General features: G+C 70.3%; 17 protein-coding genes. 4 read left to right on the plus strand and 13 right to left on the minus strand.

Annotated elements, in window-relative coordinates:
- Window positions 1-37 precede the first annotated feature (37 nt).
- The 5 genes from P2T62_RS11425 to P2T62_RS11445 form a co-directional block, all read right to left on the minus strand.
- Window positions 38-1,387 carry a nucleotide sugar dehydrogenase gene (locus tag P2T62_RS11425; protein ID WP_276261523.1) on the minus strand — a complete coding sequence of 450 codons (1,350 nt, stop codon included), beginning with the start codon at window positions 1,385-1,387 and terminating at the stop codon, window positions 38-40.
- Window positions 1,384-2,358, minus strand: coding sequence for a Gfo/Idh/MocA family protein (locus P2T62_RS11430; RefSeq protein ID WP_276261524.1), 975 nt, complete (start codon window positions 2,356-2,358; stop codon window positions 1,384-1,386). Before P2T62_RS11430 ends, P2T62_RS11425 begins: the two co-directional genes overlap by 4 nt.
- A 26-nt stretch (window positions 2,359-2,384) precedes the next feature.
- Window positions 2,385-3,494: a DegT/DnrJ/EryC1/StrS family aminotransferase gene (locus P2T62_RS11435; protein WP_276261525.1), complete on the minus strand. Its 1,110-nt coding sequence runs from the start codon at window positions 3,492-3,494 to the stop codon at window positions 2,385-2,387.
- The gene (locus tag P2T62_RS11440; protein WP_276261526.1) at window positions 3,491-4,027 is read right to left on the minus strand and encodes an acyltransferase; all 537 of its coding nucleotides are present in this window, start codon (window positions 4,025-4,027) and stop codon (window positions 3,491-3,493) included. The genes P2T62_RS11435 and P2T62_RS11440 overlap by 4 nt, the downstream gene beginning before the upstream one ends.
- A gap of 580 nt (window positions 4,028-4,607) precedes the next feature.
- Window positions 4,608-5,597 (minus strand): DUF1616 domain-containing protein, encoded by a 990-nt coding sequence (locus tag P2T62_RS11445; RefSeq protein WP_276261527.1) that lies wholly within the window; start codon window positions 5,595-5,597, stop codon window positions 4,608-4,610.
- Between the two features lie 258 nt (window positions 5,598-5,855).
- On the opposite strand from P2T62_RS11445, the gene P2T62_RS11450 reads away from it, so the two are divergent.
- Window positions 5,856-6,404: an HTH domain-containing protein gene (locus P2T62_RS11450; RefSeq protein ID WP_276261528.1), complete on the plus strand. Its 549-nt coding sequence runs from the start codon at window positions 5,856-5,858 to the stop codon at window positions 6,402-6,404.
- Between the two features lie 349 nt (window positions 6,405-6,753).
- Here the strand turns inward: P2T62_RS11450 and P2T62_RS11455 are convergent, their stop codons facing one another.
- From P2T62_RS11455 to P2T62_RS11470, 4 genes are all read right to left on the minus strand, one after another.
- A complete protein-coding gene (locus tag P2T62_RS11455; protein WP_276261529.1) occupies window positions 6,754-7,185 on the minus strand; it encodes a universal stress protein in 432 nt (143 codons plus the stop codon).
- Window positions 7,186-7,611: 426 nt separating this feature from the next.
- Window positions 7,612-7,809 (minus strand): DUF7511 domain-containing protein, encoded by a 198-nt coding sequence (locus tag P2T62_RS11460; protein WP_276261530.1) that lies wholly within the window; start codon window positions 7,807-7,809, stop codon window positions 7,612-7,614.
- Window positions 7,810-8,012: 203 nt separating this feature from the next.
- Window positions 8,013-8,711 carry a phosphoribosyltransferase family protein gene (locus tag P2T62_RS11465; protein WP_276261531.1) on the minus strand — a complete coding sequence of 233 codons (699 nt, stop codon included), beginning with the start codon at window positions 8,709-8,711 and terminating at the stop codon, window positions 8,013-8,015.
- Between the two features lie 134 nt (window positions 8,712-8,845).
- Window positions 8,846-9,367 (minus strand): universal stress protein, encoded by a 522-nt coding sequence (locus P2T62_RS11470; RefSeq protein WP_276261532.1) that lies wholly within the window; start codon window positions 9,365-9,367, stop codon window positions 8,846-8,848.
- A 282-nt stretch (window positions 9,368-9,649) separates the two neighbouring features.
- Here P2T62_RS11470 and P2T62_RS11475 point away from each other — a divergent pair, with 282 nt between their 5' ends.
- Complete coding sequence (locus P2T62_RS11475; protein ID WP_276261533.1) at window positions 9,650-9,943, plus strand: HalOD1 output domain-containing protein; 294 nt, start codon at window positions 9,650-9,652, stop codon at window positions 9,941-9,943.
- Window positions 9,944-10,042: 99 nt separating this feature from the next.
- Here P2T62_RS11475 and P2T62_RS11480 read toward each other — a convergent pair whose 3' ends face one another.
- Together P2T62_RS11480 and P2T62_RS11485 are read right to left on the minus strand one after the other, a co-directional pair.
- A complete protein-coding gene (locus P2T62_RS11480) occupies window positions 10,043-10,441 on the minus strand; it encodes a carboxymuconolactone decarboxylase family protein (protein ID WP_276261534.1) in 399 nt (132 codons plus the stop codon).
- Between the two features lie 195 nt (window positions 10,442-10,636).
- On the minus strand, window positions 10,637-11,107 hold the full coding sequence (locus P2T62_RS11485; RefSeq protein ID WP_276261535.1) for a hypothetical protein: 471 nt from the start codon (window positions 11,105-11,107) through the stop codon (window positions 10,637-10,639).
- 471 nt (window positions 11,108-11,578) lie between these two features.
- Here P2T62_RS11485 and P2T62_RS11490 point away from each other — a divergent pair, with 471 nt between their 5' ends.
- Window positions 11,579-12,526 carry an HFX_2341 family transcriptional regulator domain-containing protein gene (locus tag P2T62_RS11490; RefSeq protein ID WP_276261536.1) on the plus strand — a complete coding sequence of 316 codons (948 nt, stop codon included), beginning with the start codon at window positions 11,579-11,581 and terminating at the stop codon, window positions 12,524-12,526.
- A 58-nt stretch (window positions 12,527-12,584) separates the two neighbouring features.
- Here the strand turns inward: P2T62_RS11490 and P2T62_RS11495 are convergent, their stop codons facing one another.
- The gene (locus P2T62_RS11495) at window positions 12,585-14,150 is read right to left on the minus strand and encodes a pentapeptide repeat-containing protein (RefSeq protein WP_276261537.1); all 1,566 of its coding nucleotides are present in this window, start codon (window positions 14,148-14,150) and stop codon (window positions 12,585-12,587) included.
- Window positions 14,151-14,269: 119 nt separating this feature from the next.
- Here P2T62_RS11495 and P2T62_RS11500 point away from each other — a divergent pair, with 119 nt between their 5' ends.
- Window positions 14,270-14,875: a metal-dependent hydrolase gene (locus P2T62_RS11500; protein WP_276261538.1), complete on the plus strand. Its 606-nt coding sequence runs from the start codon at window positions 14,270-14,272 to the stop codon at window positions 14,873-14,875.
- On the opposite strand, the gene P2T62_RS11505 is transcribed toward P2T62_RS11500, so the two are convergent.
- A complete protein-coding gene (locus P2T62_RS11505) occupies window positions 14,865-15,452 on the minus strand; it encodes a hypothetical protein (protein ID WP_276261539.1) in 588 nt (195 codons plus the stop codon). The genes P2T62_RS11500 and P2T62_RS11505 overlap by 11 nt on opposite strands.
- Window positions 15,453-15,510: the final 58 nt, after the last annotated feature.

Genomic DNA, 15,510 nt, shown 5'->3' on the forward strand with positions numbered 1-15,510 from the left:
ACGAGCCTCGGCCGTCCGCCGGGCAGTGTGCGCCCCGTCACCGCGCGCGTCCGTCTCCGATGGTCCGGAGCGGTCCAGGGATGCGGTCGGCGTCCAGCACTCCCCTGCCGTCGACGACGACCGTGTCACCGACCGCCGTCCAGTCGATGTCGTCGAACGCCTCGTGGGCGGTCACCAGCACCACTCCGTCGAACGAGCCCTCGCCGACCGCGCCCAGCGGCAGCAGGTCGACCGGGAACCCATCGGCGTCCTCCAGCACGGGGTCGACGGCCGACACGGAGGCGCCGAGGTCGACCAGTCGCTCGGCCACCGGTCGGGCCGGCGACTTCCGCGTCTCGGCGACGCCGGGGCGGTAGGCCAGCCCCAGCAACAGGATGTCCGCTCCGGCGAGCGGGATGCCGCGCTCGGCGAGTGCGGCGCCCAGTTCTCGGACCGCCAGCAGGGGCATCCCGTCGTTGACATCCCGGGCGGTCCGGATGAGCGGTGCCTCGCGGCCGAACGTCGAGGCCAGGAACTCCGGGTAGTAGGGGATGCAGTGCCCGCCGACGCCGATACCGGGGTCGTGCAGGTCGCAGTACGGCTGCGTGTTGGCGACCTCGATGGCCTCCCGGGTGTCGATGGCGAGGTCGTCGGCGAACCGCGCCAGCTCGTTGGCGAGCGCGATGTTGACGTCCCGGTAGATCCCCTCGAAGACCTTGACCGCCTCGGCGGTCGTCGCGTCGGCGACCGTCACCACCTCGTTGTCGGTGAGGTGCTCGTACAGCCGGGCGGCGGCCCGCGTGCTCGCCGGGTCGACGCCGCCGACGACCTTGGGATAGGCGCCCCGGATGTCGGTCAGGGCGCGGCCGCTGGCGGTCCGTTCCGGGCAGAACGCCACGCCGAACGCGTCGGGGGCGAGCCCGGACGCCTGCGACAGCAACGGGACGACCACGTCCTCGCAGGTCCGGGGTGGGACGGTCGACTCGACCAGCACCAGGTCGTCCGGGGAGAGCCCGGCACCCACGGTCCCGAGGACCGCCCGGAGCGTCGAGAGGTCCGGCACGCCGTCCTCGTGGAGCGTGGTCGGCACGATGATGACGTGGACGGCCGCGGCGGCCGCGGCGGCCTCGCCCTCGGTCGTCGCGGTCAACGAGCCGTCGGCGACGGTCTCGGCGACGAGCGCCGGCAGCCCCGGCTCGTTCCCGACCGGACAGTCGCCGGCGTTCACCGCCTCGACCACGGACTCGTCCACGTCGACGCCGGTGACGTTGCCGGTCGCGTCCGCGAGCGCGGCCGCGAGCGGCAGGCCCATCTTCCCCAGCCCGTACACCGCGACCGGCACCTCGCCGGTCGCGAGCCGGTCGTCGCGCGTCGAGTCGGACGGTCCCTCACGGAACAGCGAGCTCATTGTGGCCCCTCCGAGGTCGGCTCACCTGCAGCCGTGGCACTGATCGTCCGGGCCAGTTCCAGCGCCCGGAGGCCAGCCTCGCCGTCGACCAGCGGCCGGGTCCCGTCACGCACCGCCGCGAGGAACGACTCCAGTTCGGCCTTCAGCGGCTCGCCGTTGTCGACGGTCGGCCGCTCGACGATGCTCTCGTGGCGGTACCGCACGTCGCCGTCAGAGACGACGTACTCCGGGAGGGAGTGGCGGTGGATGTCCACGGTCCGGTCGCCGTAGTCCACGTTGACCTTGCACTCGCGGGCGGTGATCGACAGCGTGCGGATCTTCTCCTGGGTGACCCGGCTCGCGGTCAGGCTCGCGACGGTCCCGTCGCCGAACTCCAGCGTGGCGGTAACGTACTGCCCATCCTGGGTCCCGCGGGCCGACAGGTCCGTCAGCTTGGCGTCGAGAAGCGACAGGATCACGTCGATGTCGTGGATCATCAGGTCCAGCACCACGTCCTCGTGGATGTCCCGGTCCAGCGGTGGGCCGAGCCGGTTGGTCTCGATGGCGATGATATCGAGTTCGGGGACGATTTCGTCGAGCGCCCGGACGGCGGGGTTGTACCGTTCGACGTGGCCGACCGCGAGCGTCACCCCGCGCTCGCGGGCCCGGCGGATCAGGTCGCGCCCCCGCAGGGGGTCCTCGACGAACGGCTTCTCGACGAGGACGTGGACGCCACGGTCGATGGCAGCCTCGACGAGGTCGTCGTGGAAGCGGGTCGGGACCGCGATGGACACCACGTCGACGTCGGCCAGCAGGTCGGCCTGGGCCATCGGCTCGGTCCCGTACTCGTCCGCGACGGACGCGGCCCGGGTCTCGTCGGCGTCGCCTACGCCCACCAGCTCGGCGCCGGGCAGCTCCCGGTAGATACGGGCGTGATGTCGGCCCATGGTGCCGACGCCCAGTACCCCGGCCCGGAGCACCGGGTCAGCCATCGCGGGACACCTCCTTCGCGCACATCTCACGCATCACGTGTCACCTCGCGGACGGCCGCCACGATGCGGTCGACGTCGGCGTCGCTGAGCCCGGGGTGGACCGGGAGCGACAGTACCTCCGTCGCGGCCCGCTCGGAGATCGGGTAGGACTCCCGATGCCCGGCGTAGGCCGGCTGCTGGTGGATGGGCGTCGGGTAGTAGATGCCCGTGTCGATGCCCGCATCGTCCAGCGCCGCCCGGAGGTCGTCCCGATCGATGCGCCGTGCCCGAACGGTGTACTGGTTGTACGCGTGCCTGGCGCCGTCGACGGGGACCGGGAGCGCCAGCGGCGTCGGGTCGAGGCCATCGTCGAGTCTGTCGGCGTTCCGGCGTCTGGTGGCGACGAACGACGGCAGGCGGTCGAGCTGTGCGCGGCCGATGGCCGCCGCCATGTCCGTCATCCGGAAGTTGTGGCCCAGCTCGGCGTGCTCGTACCGCCCCGTCCGGCCGTGGTCGATGAACCGGCGGGCGCGCTCGGCGACCGACTCGCGGTCCGTGACGACCATCCCGCCCTCGCCGGTCGTCATGTTCTTCGTGGGGTAGAAGGAGAAACAGCCGGCGTCCCCGATGGCACCGACATGCTTGCCGTCGAAGGTCGCGCCGTGTGCCTGCGCACAGTCCTCGATCAGGGCGACGTCGTACCGCTGGGCGAGCGCGGCGAACCGGTCCATCTCCGCCGGGAGCCCGTACAGGTGGACCACGATCATGGCGTCCACGTCCCCCTCGCGCAGTCGACGCTCGGCGGCCGTCGGGTCCAGGTTCAGCGTCGTCGGGTCCACGTCCGCGAAGGCCGGCGTGGCGCCCGCGAACCGGATGGCGTTGGCGGTCGCGACGAAGGAGAACGGCGTCGTCAGGACCGTGTCTCCCGCGCCGAGCCCGAGCGCCTCGAGCGCGGTGTGGAGCGCCGTGGTCCCGTTGCTGGTCGCGACGGCGTGGTCGGTGCCACAGAAGTCGGCGAAGGCCGACTCGAACGCCGCCACCTGCGGCCCCTCCGCGAGCTGCCCGCTCGAAAGCACGTTCCCCGCGTTGCGGCGGGCCGATGTCCCGAGATCCGGCGCCGCCAGGGGGATCCGCTCCTCGGTCGCTGGCTGGCTCATGGCTGGTTCGACCCCTCGAGTTCCGATGGGAGCGGCTGGTGGCGGGCCGGTGACCCGACGGCGAGCGTCTCCGCCGGGACGTCCTCCGTGACCACGGCACCCGCAGCGACGAACGCCCCCCGGCCGATGGTGACACCGGGGAGGAGCGTCGCGTTCGCGCCGATGGAGACGTCCGCGTAGAGGGTCGGTCCATCGAGGTCGGCTGCCGTCCGCAGGGGGTAGGGGTCGTTCGTCAGCGTCGCCCGTGGGCCCATGAACACCCGATCCCCGACCGTCGTCCCCTTCGGGATGTACACGCCGGTCTGGAGGCTGACGTCGCTCCCGATGCGGGTGTCACCGTCGATGACGGTGTCGGTTCCGACGAGCACGTCGTCGCCGATGCGGGTGCCCTCGCGGATGAGGACGTTGTGGCCCGTCGAGAGGTCGTCCCCGGCCCGGACATCACCGTAGATGATCGAGCCGGACCTGATGGTCGCGCCGTCACCGATGATGACGTCTCCCCCGCTGCCCGCCTGTTCACCGCCCAGTACCACGTTCGGAGCGATCCGACAGTTCCGGCCGATGCGGCCCGCTTCCGGCTCCGGTCTGCTGTGTGAATCTGACGCCACGGTATCCCCGGCTTCCTGTGGTTCGGGCTTTGTTATGCGTCGGTTGCCAGCCCTGCCGTCGCACGATATCCGACGAGGAACCGACACGGAACCGACAATCCATCTCTCCGACGCCGGCTCCCCGTCCGGCCGTCAGAGCGGGGCTCGCACCGGACCTGGACGGGCGACCGGGGGAACCCTGCCGATCCCGTGGTGGCGTAGCCCAGGGCTGTCCGCGGTAAGTGGCTCGTTACCATTACTCGATGCGTGGTCGACCCCCCTGGCGGATGCGGGTCCAGGTCGATGACGCACTGGTCAGAACCGGACCACATCCAACCACCCCTGTCCCCCCGGTGACGGTTCCGCTGTCAGGCCGGTCCGGTCACCGCAGCCGCCACCGCTTCCCCTCGCGCCCGAGATGCATCTCGACCGGACCCACACTTCGTGCCCGAACCCAACCCCGCCGAAGTCACCCTGACGCTCCGCCCGGTCGGAGCCGGGCCTCCATCCGAGGGCTCGTCGAGTGTCAGCCGACGACATCGACCCAGAGCCGGAGGGACCGGTACGCTGTGCTGACCCGCGGCTCCGTCGGCGCCGACTCCCGGTAGAGCAGGTACGTCAGCCGGCGGTTGGGCCCGGCCATGTCCGTCCCCTCGGCGCGGATGGTGTGTTCGTGGCGCCAGCGCTCGCCCGGGGCCAGCGACTGCGTGGCCCGGGTGAGCTCCCGCCGCTCGATCACCCGGATCCCGTCGCCGTCGCGGCGGACGCGCTGGAGCTGGACGACCACCGTGTAGTTCGCCCGGGCGCGTTCGTGGTTCTCGACCGTGGCGATCAGGGTCTCGTTCGCGCCGAGGGCGAGCTCCTCGGGATAGCCGCCGGCGACCAGTCCACCGTCCGCCCCCTCGGTCCTGAGGGCGAAGTCGGTGTAGCGCTCGCCGTCGATGGGGAACGCGAGGGCGCCACCGAGGCTCGCGAGGGCCGCGACGACCGAGAGGGCCAGCAGCACGTTCAGTGCGACCGAGGCCCGTGACTCCGACGCCGACGGACGAAGCGTCCCGAGCCAGGCCCAGATCCCCGCCCGGAATCGGTCCGGGGCCGGGAGCGCCCAGCGCCTGGCGACGGCGAGCGCGAGCCCCACCAGGACGACGGTCGAGAGGCCGACGACCGCAGGGACCAGCCCGAGCCCGATACCGAGCACGTCGAGCGCGAGCGCGAGCAGCGGCACCACCGCCACGCCGGCCCCGACCGAGAGGGCGAGCCGTTCGGCGAGCTCACGGATGGACGCCCGTCTCCGGTCGTCCCCGTGGGTTCCGACCCCGCCGACCGGCACGGCGCGCCACCCGGGGAACGCGGCCGCGACGAGCGCGTACCCGGGCAGGAACACGAGCAGGACGGTGCCCGAGAGGAGTCTGAGGCCGGCGGACTGGGGTGGGACCGCGAGTACGATTCCGGCAGCGACCGCCGTGAGAACGGTCGCCGCAAGCAGGTCACCGGGTGGGTGTCGGAGGGACTGCATGACTGAGTTCGACTGCGAATCGGTTGGGAAGAGGTCCTTCATGTGTACCGGCGGATGACCGGTCGCTACGGACGCCCCTGGTTTCGTTATAGCCGGCCTACCGGGAGGGGCTGCCGGAACGCGGTGGCTTCACCGGGATGAACGGGGGGTTCACTCCAGCCCTATCTGGCGGCGGTTCCGCCGGTAAGCTGACCGGCGGCGAACCCGCCAACGGGTAGCTTCTCTATTGCTATAGCCGACCCGGCGCGAGGCTGCTGCATGAGACCCCAGCCGGAGGGCCATCAGGGGGAACCGTCGACCGTCGAACTGTGGGTCCGCTCGCTCGGCCACCCATCCGTCTTCCAGGCCCAGCGCGACCTCTCGGATCGTCTCCACAGGCTCGAGGCCAGCGACATCGTGGACCAGGCGGAGGTGGAGGTGTGGGGCCGGGAGGTCGTCCTCTCGGGGGCCACGGCCAGGACCGAGCCCGGTCGCCGGTTCATGAACCGGCTCGGCCGCTTCCGGGAGTGGGCCGAGCGGAACGACGCGACACTCGAGCCGTGCTTCGAGTTCTCCACCACCTCCTCGGAGTTCACCGGCGAGGAGTACACGGTGGTCGACCTGCCGGTCTGCGCGCTCGCGGAGTTCGACGGGGACGAACTGGTTCACGTCGCCCCCTGCACCGTCGGGGAGCGGGTCCGAACCGTCGAGGACCGGCTGAGCAGGCTCGAATCCGGATACGATCTGGATGGGCCCCTCGAGGCCGACCACCCCGAGGACGTCATCGACCAGCTCGTACCGGGGACGGCCTCCGGTGGACGGCAGTAGCGGCCGTGAGGAACGGATAATCCACACGTACCGGCCGAAAACCAGTCAATAACTATGCAGGCCTGTCCCCATCGGTGAAACGGGGACGAACACAGCCCCCATGATAGGCGGTCTGTCGCTCCCCACCCCCCCAAACCCCACACCCCCACTGTCCGGCTCCGGAGAGCCGGGTCGTGGGTGTCCGGAGTCGGGTTGAATCCCCCCCTCGCCCGGCTCCATTACTTCTCGATCGCCGAGCAGGCCGACAGCCGGTATCCGATGTAGAATCGAGCAGCCGATGCGGCATCGGGTGCCCGTCGAAGCACCGTCCGGTACCGAACGGTCACACCGCCGACCGTCCCGGGCCGCCTCACTGTGTGTCGCTCTCGAAGGCAGGTGGGATCACCACCTCCCGGTCGGTCAGCTCGATCAGTCGGCGGCGTACCCCACCGAGATGCTCCCCCTGGCTCCCGTGATGGCCGACCACGATCTGGTCGGCGTCGATGTCGCGGGCGTGTTCGTGGATCGACTGGTGCGGGAGGCCGTGCTCCGAGCGCCACTCCATCGCGACCCCCGCCCGGCTGGCCATGTCCCTGATCGTCTCGATGGCCGTCCGGCAGCTGTCCTCGACCAGGATGGTCGCCAGTTCCTCGGAGCCCAGCGCCGGCTCGTCCAGTGTCCGCCGGTCGACCACACAGAGCACGTGGAGCACCGCATCGCGCTCCCGTGCCAGCTCGATGGCGTACTCGGCTGCCCGGTGGGCGTCCTCGCTCCCATCCGTGGCAAGCAGTATCGCGGGCATGCGCTCGCGGAGGCCAGTAGCGTACATCAGCCTGTCGACCGTACATCCGACTCAATTCCCCGTTACACCGGGGTAGCACCGAGATACCGCAGGGCTCTGCCCTGGGTCGGAGCGGATGCGTTCCGGAACACGGGGTGGATAGCGGTGGACCGTCCCCATGGGCGCCAGCCCGTCCGGTCGTGGCGCTCCCGCCGGTAGCCGGCGTATACTGATTTCGGTCCCACACCTCGGCGGAGACACGATGAAACGCAAGCGCCGCCTCGCTCTCGTCGGGATCGCTCTCGGAACGTTCCTCCTGCTCCGTCGGCGGCGACGCGACGAAGACGAGTCGTCGGAGAACTGAGGCACCACGGCCGAGCGCAGCGACACCCGGACCCAGAGGCAGAATCGCACGGAGTCACAGTCCGGGACCGGAACAGATAGCTGCTACAGCATCGTCCGACAGTCCACGAACGCGTCCCCTCGCGCCGAGATCCAGGCCGACATCCGCTCGTCCGTGGTGTCCACGGAGTGGGGGAACAGCGTACACTCGTCCGGACCGTCGTCCCGCTCGACGATGCAGCTCCGAAGCGTGATTCTCCCGTCGTCTGGCCCCGGCTCCGGGGAGCGTTCCTGCGTACTCATGGGTGCTGTCCGGGGCACGGGTGCGAGGCCGTGCACGCCCGTACGTCCAGCACCGCCCGGAGCCGGCATTGTTATGGCCGTCCTACCAGGGGTGGTACGGCGTTCCTACCGGTCGACCGAAGCCGCGCCGGGCACCGCAGGTCTCGCCCGTGCCTGTCCGCCGGCGAGCCGCAGCAGCGAGATACGGCGTCGGCCCGTGGGACTCACCGGGGACGGACGGGCTCTTGGGCTGCCGGGGCGACCACGGGTCCGGACCCCTCGTCGCGCGCGCCGTAGAACTGTTCCAGCGTGACGAACAGCGCGGGCTCCACGACGGGATACAGGTCGTCGGCGAGTGCGCGGACCTCATCACGGCAGTCGGGTGCCACGACGGGAGTCCCGACCGTCACCTCGCGAGCACCGCCCGCCCGCAGCTGCCGGATGACCGCGGCGACCGACGCCGGGTAGTCGATACCGTCGGTTACGACGAGCACGGAGCGTCCCGCCGGGTCCATCGAGTCGCGGTCCCCTCTGACCCGGACGGCCTCCTGCCGGGCGGCGCGTCGCTCACGGGCGAGCTCCCGCCGGAGGTACTCGGCGGCGGCCGTGAACCGCGGGGCGCGAGCCTCGTCGAGCCACTCGGTCCCGTCCTCGGTCACCGCTGCGATCGGCATCGTCGCGTCCCCTGGGGGGGAGATACACCGGACGATGATGACCTCCAGCGAGACACCGAACTCGTCCGCGACCGCCCTGGCGACCGGGACGCTCGACCGGGAGGGCGCCACGACCACGTCCGGACGGACTCGTTCGGGTGGGATGGCGGCTGCCAGTCTCCTCCCAGCGTCCGCTCGGTCTCGGAAACACGGCCCCCGCCATCGAGACCGCCTGTACGGCTGCTCCGCTTCCGGGTCCGGGTCCAGCATCTGTAATCAACCACCGACTCCGAGGCGAGGGGGGAGGATATAGCTGGTACCGAGTCTCACGCGGTGAGACCGTGCGGGGACGTCACGTCCCACGCGCCTCGACGAGCGTCCAGTCACTCCGGGCCGCACGGCCCTCAGGCGGGGACCACCACGACCGGCATCGGGGCCCGTCGCATGACCTCGTCCGCGATCCCGCGGGCATCGTCCCGTCTGCTCGCTCGCGGTCGTTCCACGACGATGAGGCTGGCCTCGTCGGCAGTCGCGAACGAGACGATGGCCTCGACGGGGTCACCGAAGAGGAGCTCCGTCTCGACCGGGATACCGCTGTCGGTGGCCAGCCGGCTCGCGTCGGAGAGGATCCGCTCGCTCGCGGCCACGGCGTCACGGTCCCGGGCCGGGACCATCCGCAGCCCGGAGCCGCTGTCGTCCGTGGCCCCGGCCTGGTTCGGGCGGCTCGTATCGGGCGGCCCCGCCTCCGGCGCCGCCGGGTCGGAATCCCTGGCGGGTGCGTCCCGACCCGTGGTGTCCGCGTCGTCGGGGGGTCGCAGGACGTGGACGACCCTGAGGTCCCCACCGGTGACCGACGCGACATCGAGGGCGAACTCGAGCCCCTCGAGATCGGAGCTGCTGTCGTACGTGGCGACGTGGATGTGCATCAGTCGTGGGACGACCTCCCGACGATATGATACCGCAGGACCGTCCATCCCATCGGGCATTCCGACAGGTTCCCCGTACCGGCCCTCCGACAGGGTAAGGTGCGCCTTGCCGTCCTCGTCAGCTCCGTCGCCTCCCGTCAACACGCCCGAAACGCCGGGTTCGAGGACCTGAATCGCAAATTCACAAAAGATTCATGGTCCCTGCTATCCCACCGCAGGACGAAGACTCACCTGGAAGCACCCACGGGAGGCCGTCTTGGCTGGGTCCGGGGTGATACGACCATGATTCGATACGACGAGGGTAGCAGGAACGAGCAGGTGAGCGAGGCCATCCGGACGAACTGGCGCGACTACACCTACCCCACGACGGCAGTCATCGAGCGGGTCGCGGCCGCGACGAACCGGAAGGAGACCTCCCTCCCGTCGCTGCACGAGTCCATCGACACCGACGCGCTGGACACGCTCCTCACCGGGGACGAGAAGGGGGACAGCCCGGTCGAGGTGACGTTCTCCTACCTCGGCCTGTCGGTCACCGTGCGGTCCGACCGGACGATGGTCCTCCACCCCGAGCAGTGACGACGCACCCGCGACGGTGCGTCGTCGACGATGCGGTCGGTCGACACCGCCAGCGTGTGGTCCCCGACGGGACGACGGCTGGCGACGGGCGGTGAGCCCTCAGTCGTCGGCTGGCTGCTGGTGGGTCCGCACGTGGTCCATGATGGCGGCCGTCTCGGCCTCGAACTCGTCCAGATCCATCTCCGCGCCGTGAAGCACCGACGAGAAGTACCGGACCGTGGCGGCGACGTTCGCGGCCTCGCCGACCTCGTCGTCCGAGACCCCGTGGAGCCGCGCCTCCTCGCGGTGGAAGTGGATGCAGTACTGACACTGCATGGCCGAGGCGGCCCCGATAGCGACGAGCGCCTTCTCCCGGTGCGAGAGCTCCGTCTCGCCCAGTTCGAGGTCCCGCATGATGCCCCAGCTGTGGTCGGCGGCGGCCGGCGCCAGCGCCTCCACGAAGCTCGGGACCCGACCGAGTGATTCCTCCAGTTCCTTGCGTGTATCCTGTGAGACCATGGTCGTGGTTCGATTCGGACCCCCTGTCAGCTGCGTATGACACTACGACAACGGGTATCCGGGGGTCCATTCGAACGTGTGGTGCGTGAGAGCATGGCACTATCTACGGGCTGGTAGCCAGGTGTGTACCACAGCGTTCACGGGCACTATCACGGAGTGGACCCGGGTGCGCGGCGTCTCCAGTTCGCGGCCCGGTCAGTCGAGGGGTGGTGGCGAGGAGGACCGATTCCCGCCGAACCGGCGGCCGGCGAAGACGCACGCCAGGCCGACGACCGACCCGAGGACTGCGGTCACGCCACCCCAGAGCAGTACCGTCCGACCAGCGGCCGGGAGCCCGGGGACGGAGCCCAGCACCGTCACGGGGACGCTGAACCCCGCGAGGCCGGCGACCGGTGCCAGCGCCATGGCGGCGCTCACAAGCAGGTCGTCGTTGGCGTAGCCGTTGACCGCGGCGCCGACGATGGCGGCACCACAGAGCACCAGTACGACCAGGCGGCCGATGGCCGCCATCCCCCCGATGTCGAGGAGCGCCACGGTCAGCCAGATGAACCCCTGCGCGACCAGCCCCAGCAGGAAGAGGGCCACCGCGAACAGCGAGACCCGGAGCGAGACCCCCCGGTCGACCGGTAGCAGTACCCCCACGAGCCCCCCAGCGTCGTCGGACATGTGCGACCGTGTGTGAGCGGCACGAGTAAACGTTTCCGGGGGTGTGGCCTCTGCCGGGCAGCAGTCAGCAGACCGGAACGGGTCCCGCTCGTCGGCTCGTGGCTCGGTGGCTGTCACGATTGTCACGGGGCAGTACTCGGGTCCCCTCGGCCCCTCCGTTCGGATGGCGGGGTCGCACTCGGCTCGCATCCACCACGAAGCGGGCGTGGGGGGCGGTCCCGTTCGGGGACCGACAGCCCGCTGGGGATGCACCGCGCCGGGCGAGCCGGCGCCCCCGCTGCGTACTCGACCCTGTCGTTCGCCGCTCACCCCGCCGACAGCCGGCCCTCGGCCGCGTCCGCTCGAGCCGGCCTGGCCCCGTTCCGCCCAGGCCACGTCCGGCGGCCTCCATCCTCTCTCGACTCCCGGGCGCAGCGGTTCGGCCCGACGTGGGGGAAACACATTCGGGGGCCCGCGACGGTCGTTCACCCGATGCATCCCGAACGGGTCCACGTCGTCCCGCTCCGTGACGAGCGTCGGCGGGCGCTCGAACCACTCCTGGCCGAGCGTGCCGACCGCGTCCACCTCCTCCCGCACGATGGGGGTGACGGTTCCCCCGACGCCCGGGACGCTACCGGCGGGGACTCCGACCGGAGGGAGACGAGCGGAACCGAAGCGGGTGGCTCGTCCGCGCTCGATACCGTCGCCGGGGAACTCCGGACGGCCGGCGTCGACGTGAGCGTCCACCCGGTCGACCAGTTCGACGTGTACGCCGTCTTCGGGCTCGTCACCACGCTCGCCGCCCGGCACGCCGACGACGAGGTGTACGTCAACGTCTCGACGGGCACGCGGCTGGCCGCCATCGGCGCGGCCCTGGGGTGCATGGACGTGGCGACCGACGCGACGCCGTACCACGCCGCCGGGGACGCGACGGTCGAGGAGCCCCGTGACGCGGCACAGCCCACATCCGGCTCGGGGGGAGGGCGGCCGGTCGCGACCTACCCCGTCGATTCGCTGACCCGGAGCCAGGTGGCGACGCTGGCGGTCGTCGCCGTCGAGGACGACGACCTGAAGGCGCCGACGAAGCGACGGCTCATCGACCGCCTCGTCGGGCTGGAGCTCGCGCTCGACCGGTCGCTCGCCGTCGGTGCCCGCATCGTCGAGAACGCGGACGGAGTCGCACACACGGACACCGCCGCCGGGTTCGACGACCTCGACGCGAACGACCGCAAATCCGCCTACCGGACCCTCGACAGCGTCGCCCTCGGCCGCCTCACGGACGAGGGGCACGTCACCGTGCGCGAGGCCGGGCGCAGCAAGGAGGTCGAGTTGACAGAGCAGGGCGAGAACGCGCTCCGTGCGTTCCGACACAAGATTCCGGACGTGGTCCGGGAACTGGACCGGCCGGGGATGCCGGACTGGTTGCGCGAGGGGCTCTGAGCCGAGCGGAAGGGCCGCTATCGAGTGCCGACCTCAGGACCCTCGGCCGACCGGCCGGCTATCGGTGGATCGACCGCGTCAGCGTGAAGACGAACAGGGCGATGAGGAACGCGCCGACGAACCCCTCGACCTGTGCGAGCAGCCGTATCCAGGGTCCCCCGACGTCCGCGGCCCCGCCCAGGACGAGCGTGATGAACGACTGGAAGCTCAGGACGAGGTAGCCGACCGGGGTCCCGTACAGCGGGTCCGGCTGGACGAGCGCGAACACGCCGCTGAAGCAGAGTATCGTCGCCATCGAGACCGCGATGACCCGGGACGGCCGCTCGCCGTACCCCGCGGTGAGGTTCAACAGCGTGTTCGCCGTCCACCGGCCGGCGGCTCGCGCCCGCCGCCGGACCGGTTCGGTCCCGTCCCGGGCCGTGGGGAGGTACTGGTCGCGCCGGTAGAGCATCTCGCGCCGGAAGAACTCGGCGGCAGCCTTCGTGTCACCGATGGCGTTGGCCCCGTTCTTGGCCTTGAGGTACGTGTTCTCCAGTTCCCCGAGCGACGGGTCGGCCCACTCGTGGCCGGGCACCTCCCGGACCTCGTGGAGGCGCCAGTTCGCCTCGTGCAGCACCTCGCGGTAGCGGCCGAAGTCGAACCCCGAGAACGCCGTGTCGAGGAAGCGGTAGTGGTCGAACAGGTCCGAGGGCGGACGCCCGTCGGTGAGCGAGACCGCGCCGATTTCGGCCTCGGCCAGGTCGTAGACGAGCGTGCCGTCCGCGGGCAGGTAGAGTCGGCCCGCCGGAATCGTGGTCCGGGTGCAGTCGATACGACAGTGGTCGGCCTGCAGGTCGAGGTCCTCGAACGACGCCACGTCCGCGAAGCGTGCGGCCTCCATCCCGACCGTCTCCGGCAGCGTCGCCGCGTCGAAGTAGACGCGGTCGCCGAACTCGGCGCCCGCGAAGGAGACCTCCTCGAAGGTCGTCCCGTTGAACCGTGCGACCGCATCGAACTCGGTCTCGCGGAACTGTGCGTCCGCGAAGCGTGCCCCGGTGAAATCGGCCAGCCCGCCGAACCGGACGTTGTGGAAGTTCCCCTCGGTGAACCTGGCGTGGTGTCCGGTGACGCTCTTCGAGAAGTCGGCCTCGATGAACCGGGCCGCCGTCTCGAAGGTGGCCCTGTCGAGCGAGACCGGCCCCTCGAAGGTCGCCTCGGTGAACACTGGGCGCTCGTGGAAGGTCGCTCCGGCGACCGTTATCGGCTGGCGGACGATGGCGTATCTCCACGTCGTCTCACCCTCGAAGACGGCGTGCCGGAGGTCGATCTCGTGGTTGTCGGCACAGGCGACGATCTCGTGGTCGAGGTCGAGCGTCCCGAAGCGCGCGCCGACGAACCGCTTGGGACGTTCCCCGGAGCGGTCGATGGCATCCAGGAAGGCCTCGCGGACCGCGTCGTCGTCCGTCTCGGCGGGTGGCAGGTGGAAGAGGCAGCGGTCGGTCTCCCCGTGGGTGTCACGGTGACAGCGCCACGCCTCGTCCTCGTCCAGCAGGTCGCGGTAGAGCGGGCTCCGCAGGCCGGTCCGTTCCTGCCATGAAGCCGGGTCGAAGCTGAACGAGCACCGGTCGTCGGACCCGTCGGGCATCGTCCCCCCCGTCGATCCGCACACACAAAACCCGTGCGACAGGGCCGTCCGGGGGCCCCGCTCCGCCAGCATTCACTACGCGATTTATCACCCCCGACACCCAACGGCCGCTCATCGTGATGGTCTTCACGCACGTCCTGGTCGGGATCCTCCTGGGGGCCATCGCCGCCGGCGCCCTGCCCGGAGCCACCGCCGTAGCCGTAACCGCCGGCGGGCTCGGCGGCTTCTTCCCGGATCTGGATATGCTGTTCGTCCACCGGAAGACGCTGCACTTCCCGGTGGTGTTCAGTCTGCTGGCACTCGTCACGGGGGGTATCGCGGCGCTGGAGCCCGCACCGGTGACGCTCGCCGCCTTCGTCTTCCTGCTCGCGGCGAGCCTCCACAGTCTGATGGACACCCTCGGGGGCGGCAAGGAGATGCGGCCGTGGCGCGAGACCGACGACCGGGCCGTCTACGACCACGTCTCCGGCCGATGGCTCACGCCCCGGCGACTCATCTACGACGGCTCCCTTCCCGACCTGGGGATGGCCGTCGTCGCGGGCGGGTTCGCGGTGTACCTCCTCCCGGGCGGGTACACGCTTCCCGTCCTGGCGCTGCTGTTCGTGGCGGGCATCTACACGGTGTTACGGCGCTGGATAACGAGGGTCATCTCCGAGGAGTTCGACACGTTCTCCGAGTACATCCAGTACCGGCTGCGGAGCGTGTTCGGCCGGTTCACAGGCTAGATTCGGCCTCCTGAAGCTCGTGCTGAAGCAGGCTGAGGAACCCCAGCAGACTCGCGTAGTAGAGCCCCACCACGAGCACCGCGGTCGCGAAGAAGACCGGCGAGAGCGGGGTGATGGCACCGATGGGCACGACGAACTCGTCGATGCCGAACATGGTGCCCGCGGCGGCAGCCGTCACGAGCGCGTGGACGAGGAACGAGCGTGGCTGGACGGCCGGGTCGTCCATTATCTGGACGTACTCGTCCACCTCGACCATCGGGAACAGGACCCAGAAGAGGCCGACGATGACACAGGTGATGTACTTCGTGAGGCCGCTCCCCGCGGTGAGGATGAGCAGGTACCCGAGGTAGAGCAGCCCGAGGTTCATCCCGTGGATGAAGTTGAACGGGCCGAGCTGGGGGATCCGTATCGCCTCCTGCGAGGAGCGGTCCAGAAGGTAGAACACGCTGTAGAAGAACGGCTCCTGCTCGCTCCTGGCGATCCGGTCCAGTTCGAACTCGCGCGCGGACTGGCTGATCTCCAGGACGATGAGCACCAGAACCGGGACGAACAGCGAGACGACGGAGTCCTGTGCCATCGGTGGAGGTGTACGCCCGGAAGGTCCGTTGAGACCGACCTAAGTGTTTCCGTGGGGC

The sequence above is a fragment of the Haloglomus litoreum genome (assembly GCF_029338515.1).
In the GTDB taxonomy this organism is placed as follows: domain Archaea; phylum Halobacteriota; class Halobacteria; order Halobacteriales; family Haloarculaceae; genus Haloglomus; species Haloglomus litoreum.

Excerpts from the sequence above, each read along its gene's own strand:
- P2T62_RS11425 (WP_276261523.1), bottom strand. The coding sequence starts at position 1,387 with ATGAGCTCGCTGTTCCGTGAGGGACCGTCCGACTCGACGCGCGACGAC.
- P2T62_RS11430 (WP_276261524.1), bottom strand. The coding sequence starts at position 2,358 with ATGGCTGACCCGGTGCTCCGGGCCGGGGTACTGGGCGTCGGCACCATG.
- P2T62_RS11435 (WP_276261525.1), bottom strand. The coding sequence starts at position 3,494 with ATGAGCCAGCCAGCGACCGAGGAGCGGATCCCCCTGGCGGCGCCGGAT.
- P2T62_RS11445 (WP_276261527.1), bottom strand. The coding sequence starts at position 5,597 with ATGCAGTCCCTCCGACACCCACCCGGTGACCTGCTTGCGGCGACCGTT.
- P2T62_RS11450 (WP_276261528.1), top strand. The coding sequence starts at position 5,856 with ATGAGACCCCAGCCGGAGGGCCATCAGGGGGAACCGTCGACCGTCGAA.
- P2T62_RS11455 (WP_276261529.1), bottom strand. The coding sequence starts at position 7,185 with ATGCCCGCGATACTGCTTGCCACGGATGGGAGCGAGGACGCCCACCGG.
- P2T62_RS11460 (WP_276261530.1), bottom strand. The coding sequence starts at position 7,809 with ATGAGTACGCAGGAACGCTCCCCGGAGCCGGGGCCAGACGACGGGAGA.
- P2T62_RS11465 (WP_276261531.1), bottom strand. The coding sequence starts at position 8,711 with ATGCTGGACCCGGACCCGGAAGCGGAGCAGCCGTACAGGCGGTCTCGA.
- P2T62_RS11470 (WP_276261532.1), bottom strand. The coding sequence starts at position 9,367 with ATGCACATCCACGTCGCCACGTACGACAGCAGCTCCGATCTCGAGGGG.
- P2T62_RS11475 (WP_276261533.1), top strand. The coding sequence starts at position 9,650 with ATGATTCGATACGACGAGGGTAGCAGGAACGAGCAGGTGAGCGAGGCC.
- P2T62_RS11480 (WP_276261534.1), bottom strand. The coding sequence starts at position 10,441 with ATGGTCTCACAGGATACACGCAAGGAACTGGAGGAATCACTCGGTCGG.
- P2T62_RS11485 (WP_276261535.1), bottom strand. The coding sequence starts at position 11,107 with ATGTCCGACGACGCTGGGGGGCTCGTGGGGGTACTGCTACCGGTCGAC.
- P2T62_RS11490 (WP_276261536.1), top strand. The coding sequence starts at position 11,579 with ATGCATCCCGAACGGGTCCACGTCGTCCCGCTCCGTGACGAGCGTCGG.
- P2T62_RS11495 (WP_276261537.1), bottom strand. The coding sequence starts at position 14,150 with ATGCCCGACGGGTCCGACGACCGGTGCTCGTTCAGCTTCGACCCGGCT.
- P2T62_RS11500 (WP_276261538.1), top strand. The coding sequence starts at position 14,270 with ATGGTCTTCACGCACGTCCTGGTCGGGATCCTCCTGGGGGCCATCGCC.
- P2T62_RS11505 (WP_276261539.1), bottom strand. The coding sequence starts at position 15,452 with ATGGCACAGGACTCCGTCGTCTCGCTGTTCGTCCCGGTTCTGGTGCTC.